Origin of the sequence: Microbacterium pasadenense (assembly GCF_047246565.1) — a bacterium.
Lineage (GTDB): Bacteria > Actinomycetota > Actinomycetes > Actinomycetales > Microbacteriaceae > Microbacterium.
Genome location: NZ_JBFOKN010000001.1, coordinates 749,759 through 764,091, shown reverse-complemented (window position 1 = coordinate 764,091; position 14,333 = coordinate 749,759). Strand labels below are relative to the sequence as shown.

Sequence of the window (14,333 nt, the reverse complement as noted above, 5' to 3'; positions counted from 1 at the left end):
TCAGGTCTCAGAAACCGGGGATGAGGCGGACGACGAGGTCGATCAGCCAGATGCCGACGAAGGGGGTGACGACGCCACCCACCCCGTAGACGGCGAGGTTGCGGCCGAGCACGGTGGCGGCGCTGCCCGGCCGGTACGTCACGCCCCGGAGCGCCAGCGGGATGAGGAAGACGATCACGATCGCATTGAAGATGACGGCGGAGAGCACCGCCGATGCGGGCGAGCTCAGTCCCATGACGTTGAGCGCCGACAGCTGGGGGAACACCGCCATGAACATGGCCGGGATGATCGCGAAGTACTTCGCGATGTCGTTCGCGATGGAGAAGGTGGTGAGGGCGCCGCGGGTGACGAGCAGCTGCTTCCCGACGCGAACGATGTCGATGAGCTTGGACGGGTCGGAGTCCAGATCCACCATGTTGCCCGCCTCCTTGGCGGCCGAGGTGCCGGAGTTCATCGCGACGCCGACGTCGGCCTGCGCCAGAGCGGGTGCGTCATTGGTGCCGTCGCCGGTCATCGCGACGAGGTTGCCCCCCTCCTGCTCCTCTCGGATGTAGGCGAGCTTGTCCTCCGGGGTCGCCTCGGCGAGGAAGTCGTCCACGCCCGCCTCCCGCGCGATCGCCGCCGCGGTCAGCGGGTTGTCGCCGGTGATCATGACGGTGCGGATGCCCATCGCCCGCAGATCGGCGAACTTCGCCGGCAAGCCGTCCTTGACGACGTCCTTCAGATGGACGACACCCCAGAGGCGTCCTCGTCCGGCGGTCTTCGTCGCGACGGCCAGCGGAGTGCCGCCGGACTGCGAGATCATCTCGGCGTCGGCTTCGAGTTCGGCGAGTTCGGCGCGAGGCATCCGCTGCCCGTCGTCCTCCAGCCAGGCCACGATGGCCGACATCGCGCCCTTGCGGATGCTGACGCCGTCCGAGGTGTCGAGCCCGGACATGCGCGTCTGCGCGGTGAAGGGGACGACCTCTGCTGTCGTCGTCGCGCCGGCGTCGACCTCGACGCCCTCGACGCGGGCGAGCTCGACGATCGACGCGCCCTCGGGTGTCGGGTCGGCCAGCGAGGAGAGCGCCGCCATCCGGACCAGCTCCTCGTAGGCGGCGCCGGGCATCGGCAGGAATTCGCTCGCCCGTCGGTTGCCGTACGTGATGGTGCCGGTCTTGTCCAGGAGGAGTGTCGTGACGTCGCCGGCGGCTTCGACGGCACGGCCGGACATCGCGAGGACGTTGCGCTGGACGAGGCGGTCCATGCCGGCGATCCCGATCGCGCTGAGGAGGGCGCCGATCGTCGTGGGGATGAGGCACACCAGCAGCGCGACGAGGACCGTGATGCTGACGGGCGCGGCCGCGTACGACGCGATCGGGTTGAGGGTGAGCGCGACGACGACGAAGACGATCGACAGGGCCGCGAGGAGGATGTTCAGGGCGATCTCGTTCGGGGTCTTCTGGCGCGCAGCGCCTTCGACCAGAGCGATCATCCGGTCGACGAAGGTCTCCCCCGGCTTCGAGGTGATCCGCACCACGATCCGGTCGGAGAGGACGCGTGTCCCGCCGGTGACGGCGGAACGGTCGCCGCCCGACTCGCGGACGACAGGCGCGGACTCGCCGGTGATGGCGGATTCGTCCACGGATGCGATGCCCCACACGATGTCGCCGTCGCCGGGGATCAGCTCCCCTGCGGAGACGGCCACGACGTCGCCGAGTCCGAGCTCTGACGACGCGACCCGGTCGACCTGCGCTCGCTCACCGCCGCCGTCGACGGCGGCGTCATAGTCGGCCAGCCGGTTGGCGATGGTGCTCGTGCGCGTCTTGCGCAGGCTTTCGGCCTGAGCCTTGCCCCGCCCCTCGGCCACCGCCTCGGCGAGGTTGGCGAACAGGACCGTGAGCCAGAGCCACAGCGCGATCACCCCCGTGAAGGCCGCCGGGACCGCCGCTCCGCCCGAGTCGGCGGGGCCGCCGATGAAGGGCTCCGCGACCGCCAGGATGCTCGTGAGCACGGCGCCCACCCAGACGAGGAACATGACCGGATTCCGCCACTGGTCCTTGGGGTGGAGCTTCGCGACGGTGGCGGGGAGCGCGTCACGGACCTGCGTCCAGCTGAAGCCCCGCCGTGCCGTCGATGCGGCTTCCGCTCGGGGGCGGCTCTGTGTCGTCGTGGACATGGTGTTACCTCAGCCCTTCCGCCAGGGGACCCAGCGCGAGAACGGGAAAGTAGGTGAGCGCGGTCACCAGGACGATGACCGCCGTGAGGAGGCCGATGAACATCGGCCGGTGCGTCGGCAGGGTGCCCGACGTCGCCGGGACCTTGTCCTGTGCCGCGAACGATCCGGCGAGCGCGAGGATCAGAACGATCGGAACGAATCGCCCGAGGAGGATCGCCACTCCGAGCGCCGTGTTCATCCAGGGCGTGTTCGCCGTGAGTCCCGCGAAAGCGGATCCGTTGTTGTTGGCCGCCGACGTGAACGCGTAGAGCACTTCGGACATGCCGTGGATGCCCGGGTTCCAGATCGAGGTGGCGACCACGTCCTCACGGACGCCGGGGATCGCGAAGCTGAGGGCGGTGCCGACGAGGACGAGCGTGGGGGTCACGAGGATGTAGGTCGCGGCGAGCTTGATCTCCCTCGGCCCGATCTTCTTGCCGAGGTATTCGGGCGTGCGTCCGATCAGGAGCCCGGAGATGAAGACCGCGATGATCGCGAGGATCAGGAGGGAGTAGAGGCCCGCCCCGACGCCGCCGGGAGACACTTCGCCGAGCATCATGTTCAGCAGCGGGAGCATCCCGCCGAGCGCCGAGTACGAGTCGTGCATCGAGTTGACGGCGCCGGTGGAGGTGCTCGTGCTGGTCGTCGCGAACAGCGCGGAGCCGAGGATGCCGAAGCGCTGCTCCTTGCCCTCCAGCGCGGCGCCGGCGAGCTCGGGCGCCGTGCCCATCCCCGCGGATTCGAGCGCCGCGAGGGCCACGAACGACGCGGTGTAGAGCGTCGCCATCGTGGCGACGACGGCGTACCCCTGACGGTGGTCGCCGACCATCCGCCCGAAGGTGCGCGGAAGCGAGAACGGGATGATCAGCATGAGGAGCACCTGGAAGAGGTTCGTCCACGGGCTCGGGTTCTCGAAGGGGTGCGCGGAGTTGACGTTGAAGAAGCCGCCCCCGTTCGTGCCGAGGAGCTTGATGGCTTCCTGGGACGCGACGGGTCCCCCCGGGATGACCTGAGCCGTGCCCACGACGGTGGTGACGCCGGTGAACCCGTTGAGATTCTGGATCACGCCGCCGATCAGGAGGACGATCGCACTGATCACTGCCAGCGGGAGAAGGATGCGGAGTGTCCCACGGGTCAGGTCGACCCAGAAGTTCCCGATGGTCCCCGACCTCCGGTACGCGAAGCCGCGGACCAGGGCGATGGCGACGGCGATGCCCACGGCGGCGGACACGAAGTTCTGCACGGCCAGTCCGGCGAACTGGACGGTGTATCCGAGGGTGAGCTCTGGCGAGTAGGACTGCCAGTTCGTGTTGCCGACGAAGGATGCCGCGGTGTTGAACGACAGGTGCTCCGAGGGCGCCGGGAGTCCGAGGGAGTAGGGGAGCCACTGCTGCAGCCGCTGCAGCGCGTAGACGATGAGCAGACCGATGAGGGAGAACAGCAGGACGCCCCGCAGGTGGGCGGGCCACGCCTGCTCCGCGCGGGCGTCGACGCCGATCACTCGGTACACGCCGCGCTCGATGCGCAGATCCTTGCCGGAGGTGTACACCCGCGCCATGTAGTCGCCCATCGGGCGGTACAGGAGACCGAGGGCCAGCGCCACGGTGCCGAACGACAGGAGTGCGTGCAGCCACGTCATCAGAAGCGCTCCGGTTTCACGAGCGCGAACACGAGGTACACGATCGCCGCCACGCCGAGGCCGCCGGCGAGGAGCTCGAAGACGATCACAGCTTCTCCACCGCCTTCCCCAGCAGGCCGATGACGAGGAACACGGCGATCGCGCCCATCACGTACACGAGGTCAAGCACAGCGGGCTCCCATTCGGATGGAGACGGCAGCGGATGCCCGCGCCGTGCGGCCCGGGAGGGCCACGACTTCCGATCAAAGCCCTCCCGGAAGCCGCATCACCCGGCCCTAACGGAACCCATACGCCGTTCGGCCGATCCCTCACACATCCCTGACGACCACCGTCCCTCATGACGTCGCTCATTAGGCTGGCGGCATGGCATCGCTCTCCCGCCTCGATGGCTACCGCTTCGAGTGGCTGACGAGCTTTCTGGCCGTCGTCGACTTCGGCGGGTTCGCCGCCGCAGCCGAAGGCACCTTCCGATCGCAGCCGCGCATCTCGTCCCACGTCGCCGACCTCGAGCGCCACATCGGCGCCGAGTTGTTCGATAGGCGAGAGCGCCCGGTGCGGCTCACTGACGCGGGGATCGCATTCCTGGAGCACGCGCGCGCGGTCGCGCGATCCCTCGAAGCCGCGTCGGACTCCGTTCAGGCCGTCCTCGGTGTTCTGCGTGGGACAGTGCGCCTGGGGTGGTATCCGAGCGCGGGTGCCGCGTTCGGCCCCACCATCCTGAAGGAGTTCGGAACCCGGTATCCGCACATCGCGGTGACCATCGTCGAGGGGGATGCAGCCGCCCTCGGTGACGCGCTCCGTTCCGGTGAGGTGGATCTGGCGATCCGACCGCAGGTCCCGCAGATCAAGGAAGCGTCGGTGCGGTCACACGCACTGTGGGAAGAGCCGCTTGTCGCCGTCGTGCCCGACGGTCATCCGATCGCCCTGAACGACTATGTCTCCGTCGCGGAGGTGGCCAGTCATCCTGTCATCACCATGAGCACCCGAGGAGCCGAGCCCGAGTCCAGCAACGAGGCCTACCGCGCCTTCAAGACTGCCCATGCCAGGCCCAATGTCGTTCACCACACCGACGTGCCGCAGACGCTCATCGGTCTGGTGCGGGCGGGCCTCGGCGTCGGGTTGACCAACATGCTGGCAGCTGAGATCTCAGAACGGTCCGGCCTGCAGATCGTCCCCATCCAGGACTCCGGCAACCGGCGGGTGGTCAGCGTCTTCTGGGACTCTGCCCGTCCGCTGCAGCCAGCGACGCGTGCGCTGCTCGATCTCGTCGCACAACTACCGGTTCCCGAACCGGTGCGCAGATACCAGCGAGGCGGGGTCTGACGCTGGCGGGGAAGCGCTGTCGCGCCTCCCCGCTTCGCGCGCCCGAGCTCAGACCGACAAAGCAGCGAGCTCGGTGTAGATGGCGTCGGCCTCGCTGCGACGAGGGATGGGGCTGACCGCACCGAGTCCCTGCACTACCCGCGATGCGGCCGCCGAGGCGAACATGGCGGCCTCGGCAGGCGGCCGCCCCTCGACGAGCGCGACCGCGAAGCCCGCGTCGAAGGTGTCGCCGGCGCCGGTCGGGTCCTGCGCGACGACCTCGCGGGTCCGAACCGGAATGTACTCGTCCGGTGTCGCCACGACAGCTCCCGCGCCACCCATCTTCAGGACGACCATCCGGGCCCCCATGGCGAGCAACTCCTGCGTGATCGCGCGAGGTTCCTCACGACCGGTCAGCATGCGACCTTCGTCGAGGTTGGGGACGACCACATCGCAGAGCGGGATCGTGTATCTCACGATCGCCCGCGCGGTGTGCAGCGGCCACAGCGCCGGCCGGATGTTCGGGTCGTACGTGATCAGGGTCTCGGCTCCGCGGGCTCGATCGATCGCCTCGAAGACGGTTTCGCGCGCGCTGGCACTGATCGCCTGCGTGATTCCCGTGACGTGGAGGAGCTTTGCGTCTTCCACCCAGCCTCCGGGAAGGTCACTCGGGGTGAGATGAGCTGCTGCGGATCCCTGACGTCGATATTGGAACTCCGTCATGGCGCCGTGTCGCAGGATGAAGTACAGCCCGGTCGGGTGTTCCTCGTCGACGATGACATGGCTGGCATCGATTCCTTCGTCGTGCCACAGCTGCTGAAGCATCCCGCCGAACGGATCCGCCCCCACGCGTGTGAGGTATCCGACGCGGCCGCCAAGACGACGAGCTGCGACGGCGAAATTGGAGGAATCACCGCCGAAGCCTGCGCTGAAGATGGACCCAGCCCTCGGTCCCCCCAGCGCCTCCGAATTGAACTCGACCATCGGTTCCCCGAAAGACAGGATGTCCGACATTGTTGCCTCTCTCAGATGCGGTTGTACTTTGCGAGACCGGCGAGCAGAGAGCCCGACTCGAGGATGAGGCGGGTCTGCTCCTTCTCACGGTTCTCGATGTCTTCGGCGATCTCGCGCACCTGATTGACGAGGGCGGCAGGAACCACCACGATGCCGTCGCCGTCGCCGACGATCAGGTCTCCCGCGTTGACCGTGATCCCTCCGATGGTCACCGGAACGCCTGAGGCGACAGTGCGGAATCGTCCGACAGTCGTCGCCGGGGAGACCGATCGCGAGAACACCGCGAAGCCGTCGAAGTCGCGACGGATCTCCTCCACATCGCGAACACCGGATTCGATCACGACGCCGGCGAGCCCGTTGGCGACAGCTCCAGCAGTCATCAGGCCACCCCACGCCGCGACGTTCGTCTCGGCGCCGTTATCGATCACCATCACCGAGCCCGGCGTCGCCGAATCGATCGCCTCGAGCGCGTGCTGGGGCGGAACCGACTCTGTCGTCGGCTCTTCTTTGACCGTGACGGCAGGGCCGACGAGCTTCCCGCCCGCAACACGGCCGATGGCACTGTCTGCGTACCCGTGCACTCCGAGCGACTGGAGAGCGTCGGACACGGACGCCGTGGTGATACCCCGGAATGCCTCGATCGTCTCGGGGTGGATCGCGATGTTGTCAGGACTCAAGGGACAGCTCCTCTTCGTTGGTGTGGTGGGCGCGGCCGACGGCCGCAACTATTCGCCGGGCTTCGGCCGCGATCGATTCGAGATCCGGATGGGCAGTCCCAGGGCTCAAGCTGCCGGCGAGGCCGACCGCTATCGCACCCGCCGCGAGCCAATCCGCCGCGTTGGCCGCATTGACGCCGCCGCTGGGGATGACCTTCACCTGCGGCAGGGGCCCCCGAAGCGCCCTGATGTGATCAGGACCGGCGAGGTGTGCGGGGAAGAGCTTCACCGCGGGCGCCCCGAGCTGGAGCGCGCGCACAACCTCCGTCGGCGTGAAGACGCCCGGAAGCATCAGAACGCCCGCGTCAATGACGTGTTGCACGACATCGGCATCCAGCCCGGGACTGACCACGAAGAGCGCACCGGCATCGATGGCGGCTTGCGCCTGGTCGGTGCTCAGGACCGTGCCTGCCCCGACGATCAGCCGAGAGTCGCGGGCCAGCTCGCGAATGAGTTCGACCGCCCCTGGCACGGTGAACGTGACCTCCACCACCCGGATGCCGCCCGCCACCGCAGCGCCGATGGCGGCTTCGGCCGCGCTGGGGTCGGGCGCACGAACCACCATGATCGCCTTCTGGCGGGCGATGGCGGCCAGCGTCGTCGCGGCGCTCACGACGCGTCTCCGGGCAGGACCCGCTGCACCCAATAGATGCGGGCGAGCAGTCCGACGGACTCCGGACGGACATCCCGCAGATGCAGCGTGTTCTCATCCACGCCCGAGATCCGGCCGTACGACTGCAGATGAAGCGTGTGGAACTGCTCGGGCGGGAAGCCGAGGACGACATCGACGGTCAAGGATGGCGAGGTCTGCGCCTCGGCGGCGACCGCTTCGTCGATAACGGAACCGGCACGCACCGTCAGGTACGCCTGCCACGCGAGGACGATGGTGACGGCGACGACGACCACCTTGAGAAGTCGCGAGCGGAGGAATCGCGTGAGCATCAGGGTGCCGCCTCTGACGTGGCGTCATCGACGCCGACAGCAGCGGATCCATCGAGCTCCACCTGGTCCTCCACGCCGAGCATGCCGAGCAGGCGGCTGCGGAGACGGATGAACTCCGGGTGACTCTGGACGTCCTTCCATGCCCGAGGACGCGGCAGATCGATCGTGATGTCCGCCTGCACCTCGCTCGGGCGGTTGCCGAGAACGATGACGCGGTCCGACATGAAGACCGCTTCCTCGACGTCATGGGTGACGAAGAGGACGGTCGGCTTCTGGGTCGACCAGATGCGCAGCACTTCCTGCTGCAGCACCCGGCGAGTCTGGGCATCGATCGATGCGAACGGCTCGTCCATGAGCATGATGCTCGGCTCCGTGGCGAGGACCCGCGCGACTCCCGCGCGTTGGCGCATGCCACCGGAGAGCTCATGAGGGAATTTCTGCTCAAAGCCGGCCAGGCCGACCAGTCGTGCCATCTCGCGCGCGCTCTCCCGGCGTTGTCCTTTCGGAACCCCGCGCATCTTCAGACCGAACCCGATGTTGGCTTCCACCGTCATCCACGGGAAGAGGGCGAAGTCCTGGAAGACGACACCGCGGTCCTGCCCGGGTCCGGTCACGGGGGCGCCATCGACGAGCACGCGCCCGCCGGTTGGCTGGATGAACCCCGCGACGATGTTCAGGACCGTCGTTTTTCCGCAGCCGCTCGGTCCGATCAGCGACACGAACTGTCCCTCGGGGATCTCGAACTCGACATCGCCGACGGCGGTCACCGTCGACTTGGCGTACGAGTCGAAATACGACTGGCTGAGATGATCGATCTTCAGGGTGCCGCTCATCGGCCCACTCCTTCTACCATGCCCCAGCGTTCGACGGTCTCCCGTTCGAAGGGGGCGAGAATCAATGCGTCGACGAGGTACCAGAGGACACCCAGAACGACCATTCCGACAAAGACCTTCGCCACATCGCCTTGGCCGCGAGCGTCGAACATCATGAACCCGACACCGCTCGTGCCGATGATCATCTCCGCCGCGATCAGCGCACGCAGCCCGTAGCCCAGGCCCGTGCGGATGCCGCTCGAGACGCCGGGGAGCGTGCCCGGGAGGATGACGTACAGAAGGCGGGACCAACGGCCGGCCCCGAGACTGCCAGATGCCCGGAGCAGGCTGACCGGCATTCCGTCGATCGCAGAGACGATGGCGATGATCAGGGGGAACATCACCGTGTAGACGATCACGATTGTCACGCTGGTGATGGAGAATCCGAACCAGATCACCAGGATCGGGAGCCACGCGATGTCGCCGATCGCCTGGAAGAACAGCAGCAGGGGCCACAGGAACTTCCGGACGTAGCGGTTCAAGCCGATCAGGAATCCCAGCCCTACGCCGACCGCCAGTCCCACTGCACTTCCGACGAGCAGTCGACCGATGGAGTCACCGAGGTAGGCCGGCAGGATGCCGCGCTCGACCAGCGACACGAACTCCTCGGTGACCGCACCCGGTCCGGTGAAGAAGGACGATGGCACGATCTGAGCGGCGGCGATGCCAGCCCAGATGATGAGGACGACCAGGAAGGGACCCCAGGTGCGGATCCCGGGGATTCGGAGCGCAACAGCCCAGAACTGATCCCACGCCGACTCCCGGCGCGCAGCGGGAGCGAGGGCGCTCACCTGTCCACTCCCTGCTGGCCGCCCCATCGCTGTATCGTGCGGCGCTCGATGGGGACGAGGACGAGACGATCCATGATCAGCCAGAGAACTCCGATGACGATCATGACGAGGATCATCACATCCGTCTCGTAGTACTGGCGGGCCAGGAACAGGGTGTAGCCCAACCCGAGGCTCGTCGCGATGATCTCGGCGGCGATCAGACCGCGCCATGCGAACCCCATTCCGGTGCGGGCGCCGACCGCGATGCCGGGCATCGCTCCGGGCAGATACACCTCGAAGAACATGCGCAGCGGGGACGCTCCGTTGCTGCGCGCAGCGCGCAGCAACGAGATCGGGATCTGCCGCACGCCGAGCAGCGTTTGGTAGACGATGGCGAAGAAGACCGCGTTGAAGACGATGAAGATCACCGCTCCTTCGCCGTAGCCGAAGGCCAGCGTCGCGATCGGGATCCACGCGATGCCCGCGAGGGCCACAGAGAAGCGCAGCAGCGGCTCGAAGAAGCCGGAGACTGCTTTGCTCATGCCCATGAGGATGCCGAAGGGTATGCCGATCAGCATGGCGAGACCGGCCCCGACGAGGACGCGCATGAGGCTGACGCCCGTGTTGGTGAGCAGCGTACCGTCGGCGAGCGTCTCCCCGAGCGTGGTGACCACGGCCCCGATCGACGGGAATGTCCGAGGCGACACGCCCGCGAGCGGGACGATGATGGCCCAGAGCGCGATCAGCACGAGAAACGGGCTGACGAACCAGGCTGCCCGCGTCGCCGCCTCCCGCATCCGCCGCGTCTGGGCGGCGGATGCGGGAGCTGCGGTGGCGGTCAGGGCACTCACCGCGAGCACTGGCTCCCCGCCGGATCGAACGCGAAGCCGTCGGACCACTGGGCGGCGCTCGGGATCGGCGTGAGATCGTCGAACAGCTCGGGGTTGGCATCGATGACCCTGGTGATCGGCCCCGGCACGAAGACCTCGTTGACGTCGAAGGTGCCGTCGATGGACCCGAGTTCGTTGAGCGTCGTCTCGGCCGAATCGAGCGCCGCATAGTTGCAGGCGGAGATGCGCGGGTCGAGCTGCTGGATGTTGTACTCCATCGATGCCTCGGCGATGGCGGGGTCCAGGCTCGACAGCCAACGACTGGCTGTCGCCGCGGCATCCGAGGGATTGTCGCGGATCCATCGGTCCGCTGCGGCCCGCGCTGTCAGGAATGCCTCGACGGTCTCCGGATTCTCCTCGACGAAGTCCCGCTTCGCGACGATGTACCCCAGGAAGCCGATGTAGCCTCCGCCACGCGCGACCTCGTAGCTCCCCTCGACCTGGTCCAGGTTCTGGAGCGGCCACGGGTCCCAGGAGATCGCGACGTCGATTCCCCCGGTCTGGAGCGCCACTCCGAGGTCCGGGGGTGCGGTGTTGACCACCTGCACGTCGTCCACCTCGGCTCCGAGGTCCTCGAGGACGGCGAGCAGGTACAGATGGTTGATCGATCCCACGGCGACACCGATCTTCTTCCCGAGGATCGTGGAGAGATCACCCTCCTCGACTCCGGACCCCTCTCTCGCGATGACCGCCATCGTCTCGTCGACGCCGAACTGGGATGCCGAGCCGGTGTAGTTGCCCACGATGACGTAGTCGGCGCCCGAGAGCTTGGCACCGATGAACGGAGCTCCGACCTGAGCGAACTGGATGGCGTCTGTCTCGAGCGCGTTCAGCTGGTCGACGCCCGTGGCGAAGGGATCCGCCACATCCACATCCAGGCCGTATTCGTCGAAGAAGCCCTGATCGAGCGCCGCGGGAAGACCGATCTGATCGATGGAGCTCACCCACCCGGCGGTAACCGAGTCGAGCGCGCTCGCGCTCGGGTCCGCGGGTGCCGGCGTCGGTGAGCTGCACGCGGAGAGGGCGACCATCGCGCCCATAGCCGCGAGTGCGGCGGATTGCTTCGCGAAGCGGAACATAGGTGTCCTTTCACAACGGTGTGATGCGGGAACAGAAGGACGACCACTCCCCGTGGCGGGAAACTGCGGGCGAGGGAGGTTGTCGTTCTCGGGTGGTTCCGACGCTAGGGCGCGCAACGATCCGGAGGAATCGCGTTAACGGGATGGCGGCCATCCGGCAAACGAATAACTCCGCGACGGCACCATCCGACCAATGAAAGAAGCCCCGGTGGGACCGGGGCTTCTTTCGTTCGGTTGGCGGCGTGCGCGCGTCGCAGCTGGGTCAGCTGAAGTCGCCGGCGTTCCAGGGGTGCACGTCGACGGGATCGTCGGCAGGGTGCGCCGGTACGCCGTTGCGGAGGATCTCGATGCGACCGCGCATGTAGGCGACGGCGTCGGTGTTCTCGGGAGGTTCCATGTCGGCTGTCGTCGACTCCGACATCAGGTTGGTCGCCTGGTTGAGGACGAAGTCGGCCTCCACTTCGTTCCCATCCGTTCCGATGGCCCGGATGCGGACGGAGTCCGCGGAGTGGGCAGCCCCGAGCAGGGTCGCGTACTCGACGAGGCAGTCTGCTGCGTCGTCGTCCACGAAGAGCGATTTCTCGGCAAAGGTGATGTGCTTCACGCGGCGAGGATCGCCCTCTCATTCGACGCCGGCCAGAGGGTTGACACCGTGGGGACTCGCGGAAATCATTACGCTGAGATGGACGCGCCGGAGAGCGCGCGAGTCACGTACGAGGCGGGTGAGGATGTTGGCAGACGACGCATTCGCGACGACGCTGGCAGAGCTGGAGGCATCCGCGCGTCAACCCGACCGATTCAGCAACTACTTCGTCAAGCTGCTGCCCATCTCCGGAGCGGCTGTCTCCACGATCGGTCCGCCGCTCGGCAGCGAGACGGTGTCTGCGACGAACGCGATCGCCGCTCGTCTCGATGAACTGCAGTTCGACCTCGGCGAAGGGCCCTGCTGGGACGCCGTGCGGACCGCACGCGTCGTCGCGGTCCCCGACTTCCGCTCGGACGGTTCGCGACGCTGGCCCGCCTTCGCGGATGCCGTCGCCGAGGAATCGATCGAGTCGCTCTTCGCCTTCCCGCTGTCGGTGGGAGCGCTCCGCCTCGGCGCGGTGGATCTCTACTCCATCTCCGCCCCCGTCTCCCTGGACGATGAGCAGCAGCGGCAGGCCACGACCATGGCGGAGGTCATCGGCCGCCATGTCCTCAGCCGGGCACTCACGACCCGACCCGACTCCACCGACGAGCCGGCGAGCCCGTACTCGCGGCGCACCGTGCACCAGGCGACCGGCATGGTGCTCGCGCAGTTGGACACCGACCCCGAGAACGCGCTCCTCGTGCTCCAGGCGCATGCCTTCGCGTCGGGCCTCCGCCTCATGGAGGTCGCCACCGAGATCGTCGACCGTCGCCTCTCGTTCGTGCGCGTGGACGGTCGAATCGAGTCGCGACCGTGACGGAGCAGTCGAGGGAAGAGCGGGTGGTGCAGGTCCTGGCGAGCCTCGCGGACACACTCGTCGACGACTACGACGTCGTCGACCTGCTGCAGACCCTCGTCGATGCCTGCAGCGAGATACTCGGCGTGGCGGAGGCGGGGATCCTCCTCACCGACGGCGACAGCGGCGAACTCGAGACCATCGCATCGACCAGCGAGGCGACACGACTCGTCGAGGTGATGCAGCTGGCCGCGCACGCAGGCCCCTGCATCGACTGCTTCCGTTCGGGGGCGCCCGTCTCCGCTCCGGACATCCGGGTCCACCATCCGGGCTGGGAGTCGTTCGAGCGCATAGCCCTGCAGAGCGGATTCCTCGCCGTCGACGCGATCCCGATGAGGCTGCGCAACGTCACCATCGGAACGCTGAACCTCCTCCGGTCGGCTCCCGGCACCCTGGCCTCGTCGGAAGCGACCGTGGCCCGGGCGTTCGCGGATGTCGCGACGATCGGCATCCTTCAAGAGCGGGCGATCCACCGAGCGGGCGACCTCAACTCGCAGCTTCAGGCAGCGCTGGACAGTCGCGTCGTCATCGAGCAGGCCAAAGGCGTCGTCTCCCAGAGGACCGGGCTCCGCATCGATGAGGCGTACGCACCGATCCGCGCCTACGCACGGGCGCACCAGCAGCCGCTGCACGAGGTCGCAGCCAAGATCGTCCGGAGGGACATCGACCCTTCCACGCTCCTCATCGGATTGCAAGGGGATGCCTGACGCCTCGTCAGCGCCCCTAGAGTCGCCCCGTTGCCCCAGACCCCGGTGACGCAGTCCTCTTGTGAAGCGGATCGGGTGGTGGCGCGTGAAAAGTTTGGCGACTCAGATAGGCACATTCCAGACCACGACGGCGGTGGCGGATGCCGTCCTGGCGTATTGGCTGACGCTGGCGGAAGACAATCGCGCGGACGTCGTCCATGTGCCTTACGTCACCGACGAGGGACAGCCGTCTCACGCGTCGATCACCTTGAGTCCTGCGATGGTTCTCGCGGCGCTCGAGCCGGGCGATGGGACGCTCCGGACGATGTTGGACGATGCTTCCGCACTCGTCGACATCCGGTCGCGGATCCGTTCCGCTCGACTGCCCGCGCAGGCCGTTCCGTGCGAGACGCCGCCGTCGGCGCTCAACTGGGATGAGTTGTGACCGGACTCTGTAAACCTTTCATTTGACCACACCACGTGCAGGACCACCAGGGGCCTGATATTGGACCGGGCAGGCTGAGCGGGACACGACGAACACCCGCAGTCGACTCGTGCCGCAGAGCGAACCGCAGGAATCCGCGGGAGTTCCCCCCCCCCTCTCAGCGCGGGATGCAGACCTCGCAGGGGCCGGCAGCCCCCGCAGCGACCGTCGAAATTTCTCCCGAGAGTGACCGTGCGGACGGCGCGGTTGCTGATGACTTCCGCGGGCCGGATACTGGCCTCGCGGCTCTTCGGAGAG

Annotated in this window: 16 protein-coding genes; 4 read left to right on the top strand and 12 right to left on the bottom strand. The window is 67.4% G+C overall.

Annotated features, from left to right (window positions below):
• Positions 1–7: 7 nt before the first annotated feature.
• Genes kdpB through AB3M83_RS03550 form a run of 3 tightly spaced genes read right to left on the bottom strand, consistent with a single transcriptional unit; the run spans position 8 to position 3,925 of the window.
• Positions 8–2,158 carry a potassium-transporting ATPase subunit KdpB gene (gene kdpB, locus AB3M83_RS03560; RefSeq protein WP_412945182.1) on the bottom strand — a complete coding sequence of 717 codons (2,151 nt, stop codon included), beginning with the start codon at positions 2,156–2,158 and terminating at the stop codon, positions 8–10.
• 4 nt (positions 2,159–2,162) lie between these two features.
• Positions 2,163–3,836 (bottom strand): potassium-transporting ATPase subunit KdpA, encoded by a 1,674-nt coding sequence (gene kdpA / locus AB3M83_RS03555; RefSeq protein ID WP_412945181.1) that lies wholly within the window; start codon positions 3,834–3,836, stop codon positions 2,163–2,165.
• Positions 3,836–3,925 (bottom strand): potassium-transporting ATPase subunit F, encoded by a 90-nt coding sequence (locus AB3M83_RS03550; RefSeq protein ID WP_412945179.1) that lies wholly within the window; start codon positions 3,923–3,925, stop codon positions 3,836–3,838. Before AB3M83_RS03550 ends, kdpA begins: the two co-directional genes overlap by 1 nt.
• A gap of 274 nt (positions 3,926–4,199) precedes the next feature.
• Here AB3M83_RS03550 and AB3M83_RS03545 point away from each other — a divergent pair, with 274 nt between their 5' ends.
• A complete protein-coding gene (locus AB3M83_RS03545; RefSeq protein ID WP_412945177.1) occupies positions 4,200–5,159 on the top strand; it encodes a LysR family transcriptional regulator in 960 nt (319 codons plus the stop codon).
• Positions 5,160–5,207: 48 nt separating this feature from the next.
• Here the strand turns inward: AB3M83_RS03545 and AB3M83_RS03540 are convergent, their stop codons facing one another.
• The 9 genes from AB3M83_RS03540 to AB3M83_RS03500 form a co-directional block, all read right to left on the bottom strand.
• On the bottom strand, positions 5,208–6,152 hold the full coding sequence (locus AB3M83_RS03540; RefSeq protein ID WP_412945175.1) for a sugar kinase: 945 nt from the start codon (positions 6,150–6,152) through the stop codon (positions 5,208–5,210).
• An 11-nt stretch (positions 6,153–6,163) separates the two neighbouring features.
• On the bottom strand, positions 6,164–6,877 hold the full coding sequence (locus tag AB3M83_RS03535) for an RraA family protein (RefSeq protein WP_412945174.1): 714 nt from the start codon (positions 6,875–6,877) through the stop codon (positions 6,164–6,166).
• Positions 6,819–7,481, bottom strand: coding sequence for a bifunctional 4-hydroxy-2-oxoglutarate aldolase/2-dehydro-3-deoxy-phosphogluconate aldolase (locus AB3M83_RS03530; RefSeq protein ID WP_412945173.1), 663 nt, complete (start codon positions 7,479–7,481; stop codon positions 6,819–6,821). The genes AB3M83_RS03535 and AB3M83_RS03530 overlap by 59 nt, the downstream gene beginning before the upstream one ends.
• On the bottom strand, positions 7,478–7,810 hold the full coding sequence (locus tag AB3M83_RS03525; RefSeq protein WP_412945171.1) for a hypothetical protein: 333 nt from the start codon (positions 7,808–7,810) through the stop codon (positions 7,478–7,480). Before AB3M83_RS03525 ends, AB3M83_RS03530 begins: the two co-directional genes overlap by 4 nt.
• Complete coding sequence (locus AB3M83_RS03520) at positions 7,810–8,643, bottom strand: ABC transporter ATP-binding protein (RefSeq protein WP_412945169.1); 834 nt, start codon at positions 8,641–8,643, stop codon at positions 7,810–7,812. Before AB3M83_RS03520 ends, AB3M83_RS03525 begins: the two co-directional genes overlap by 1 nt.
• Positions 8,640–9,473, bottom strand: coding sequence for an ABC transporter permease (locus tag AB3M83_RS03515; protein ID WP_412945167.1), 834 nt, complete (start codon positions 9,471–9,473; stop codon positions 8,640–8,642). The genes AB3M83_RS03520 and AB3M83_RS03515 overlap by 4 nt, the downstream gene beginning before the upstream one ends.
• Entirely contained in the window at positions 9,470–10,303 is an 834-nt protein-coding gene (locus tag AB3M83_RS03510; protein ID WP_412945165.1) for an ABC transporter permease, read from the bottom strand. Before AB3M83_RS03510 ends, AB3M83_RS03515 begins: the two co-directional genes overlap by 4 nt.
• Positions 10,300–11,373, bottom strand: coding sequence for an ABC transporter substrate-binding protein (locus AB3M83_RS03505; protein WP_412945969.1), 1,074 nt, complete (start codon positions 11,371–11,373; stop codon positions 10,300–10,302). The genes AB3M83_RS03510 and AB3M83_RS03505 overlap by 4 nt, the downstream gene beginning before the upstream one ends.
• Positions 11,374–11,683: 310 nt before the next feature.
• Entirely contained in the window at positions 11,684–12,025 is a 342-nt protein-coding gene (locus tag AB3M83_RS03500; protein ID WP_412945163.1) for a hypothetical protein, read from the bottom strand.
• 124 nt (positions 12,026–12,149) lie between these two features.
• Between AB3M83_RS03500 and AB3M83_RS03495 the strand changes: the two genes are divergently transcribed.
• The 3 genes from AB3M83_RS03495 (at position 12,150) to AB3M83_RS03485 (ending at position 14,036) form a co-directional block, all read left to right on the top strand.
• Complete coding sequence (locus AB3M83_RS03495; RefSeq protein ID WP_412945162.1) at positions 12,150–12,866, top strand: GAF and ANTAR domain-containing protein; 717 nt, start codon at positions 12,150–12,152, stop codon at positions 12,864–12,866.
• Positions 12,863–13,612, top strand: a complete 750-nt coding sequence (locus AB3M83_RS03490; RefSeq protein WP_412945161.1) for a GAF and ANTAR domain-containing protein — start codon at positions 12,863–12,865, stop codon at positions 13,610–13,612. Before AB3M83_RS03495 ends, AB3M83_RS03490 begins: the two co-directional genes overlap by 4 nt.
• A gap of 133 nt (positions 13,613–13,745) precedes the next feature.
• Entirely contained in the window at positions 13,746–14,036 is a 291-nt protein-coding gene (locus tag AB3M83_RS03485; RefSeq protein WP_412945158.1) for a hypothetical protein, read from the top strand.
• Positions 14,037–14,333 lie beyond the last annotated feature (297 nt).

Coding starts and splice junctions, on each gene's coding strand:
- AB3M83_RS03520 (WP_412945169.1), bottom strand. CDS start 8,643: ATGAGCGGCACCCTGAAGATCGATCATCTCAGCCAGTCGTATTTCGAC.
- kdpB (WP_412945182.1), bottom strand. CDS start 2,158: ATGTCCACGACGACACAGAGCCGCCCCCGAGCGGAAGCCGCATCGACG.
- AB3M83_RS03525 (WP_412945171.1), bottom strand. CDS start 7,810: ATGCTCACGCGATTCCTCCGCTCGCGACTTCTCAAGGTGGTCGTCGTC.
- AB3M83_RS03540 (WP_412945175.1), bottom strand. CDS start 6,152: ATGTCGGACATCCTGTCTTTCGGGGAACCGATGGTCGAGTTCAATTCG.
- AB3M83_RS03545 (WP_412945177.1), top strand. CDS start 4,200: ATGGCATCGCTCTCCCGCCTCGATGGCTACCGCTTCGAGTGGCTGACG.
- AB3M83_RS03505 (WP_412945969.1), bottom strand. CDS start 11,373: ATGGTCGCCCTCTCCGCGTGCAGCTCACCGACGCCGGCACCCGCGGAC.
- AB3M83_RS03495 (WP_412945162.1), top strand. CDS start 12,150: ATGTTGGCAGACGACGCATTCGCGACGACGCTGGCAGAGCTGGAGGCA.
- kdpA (WP_412945181.1), bottom strand. CDS start 3,836: ATGACGTGGCTGCACGCACTCCTGTCGTTCGGCACCGTGGCGCTGGCC.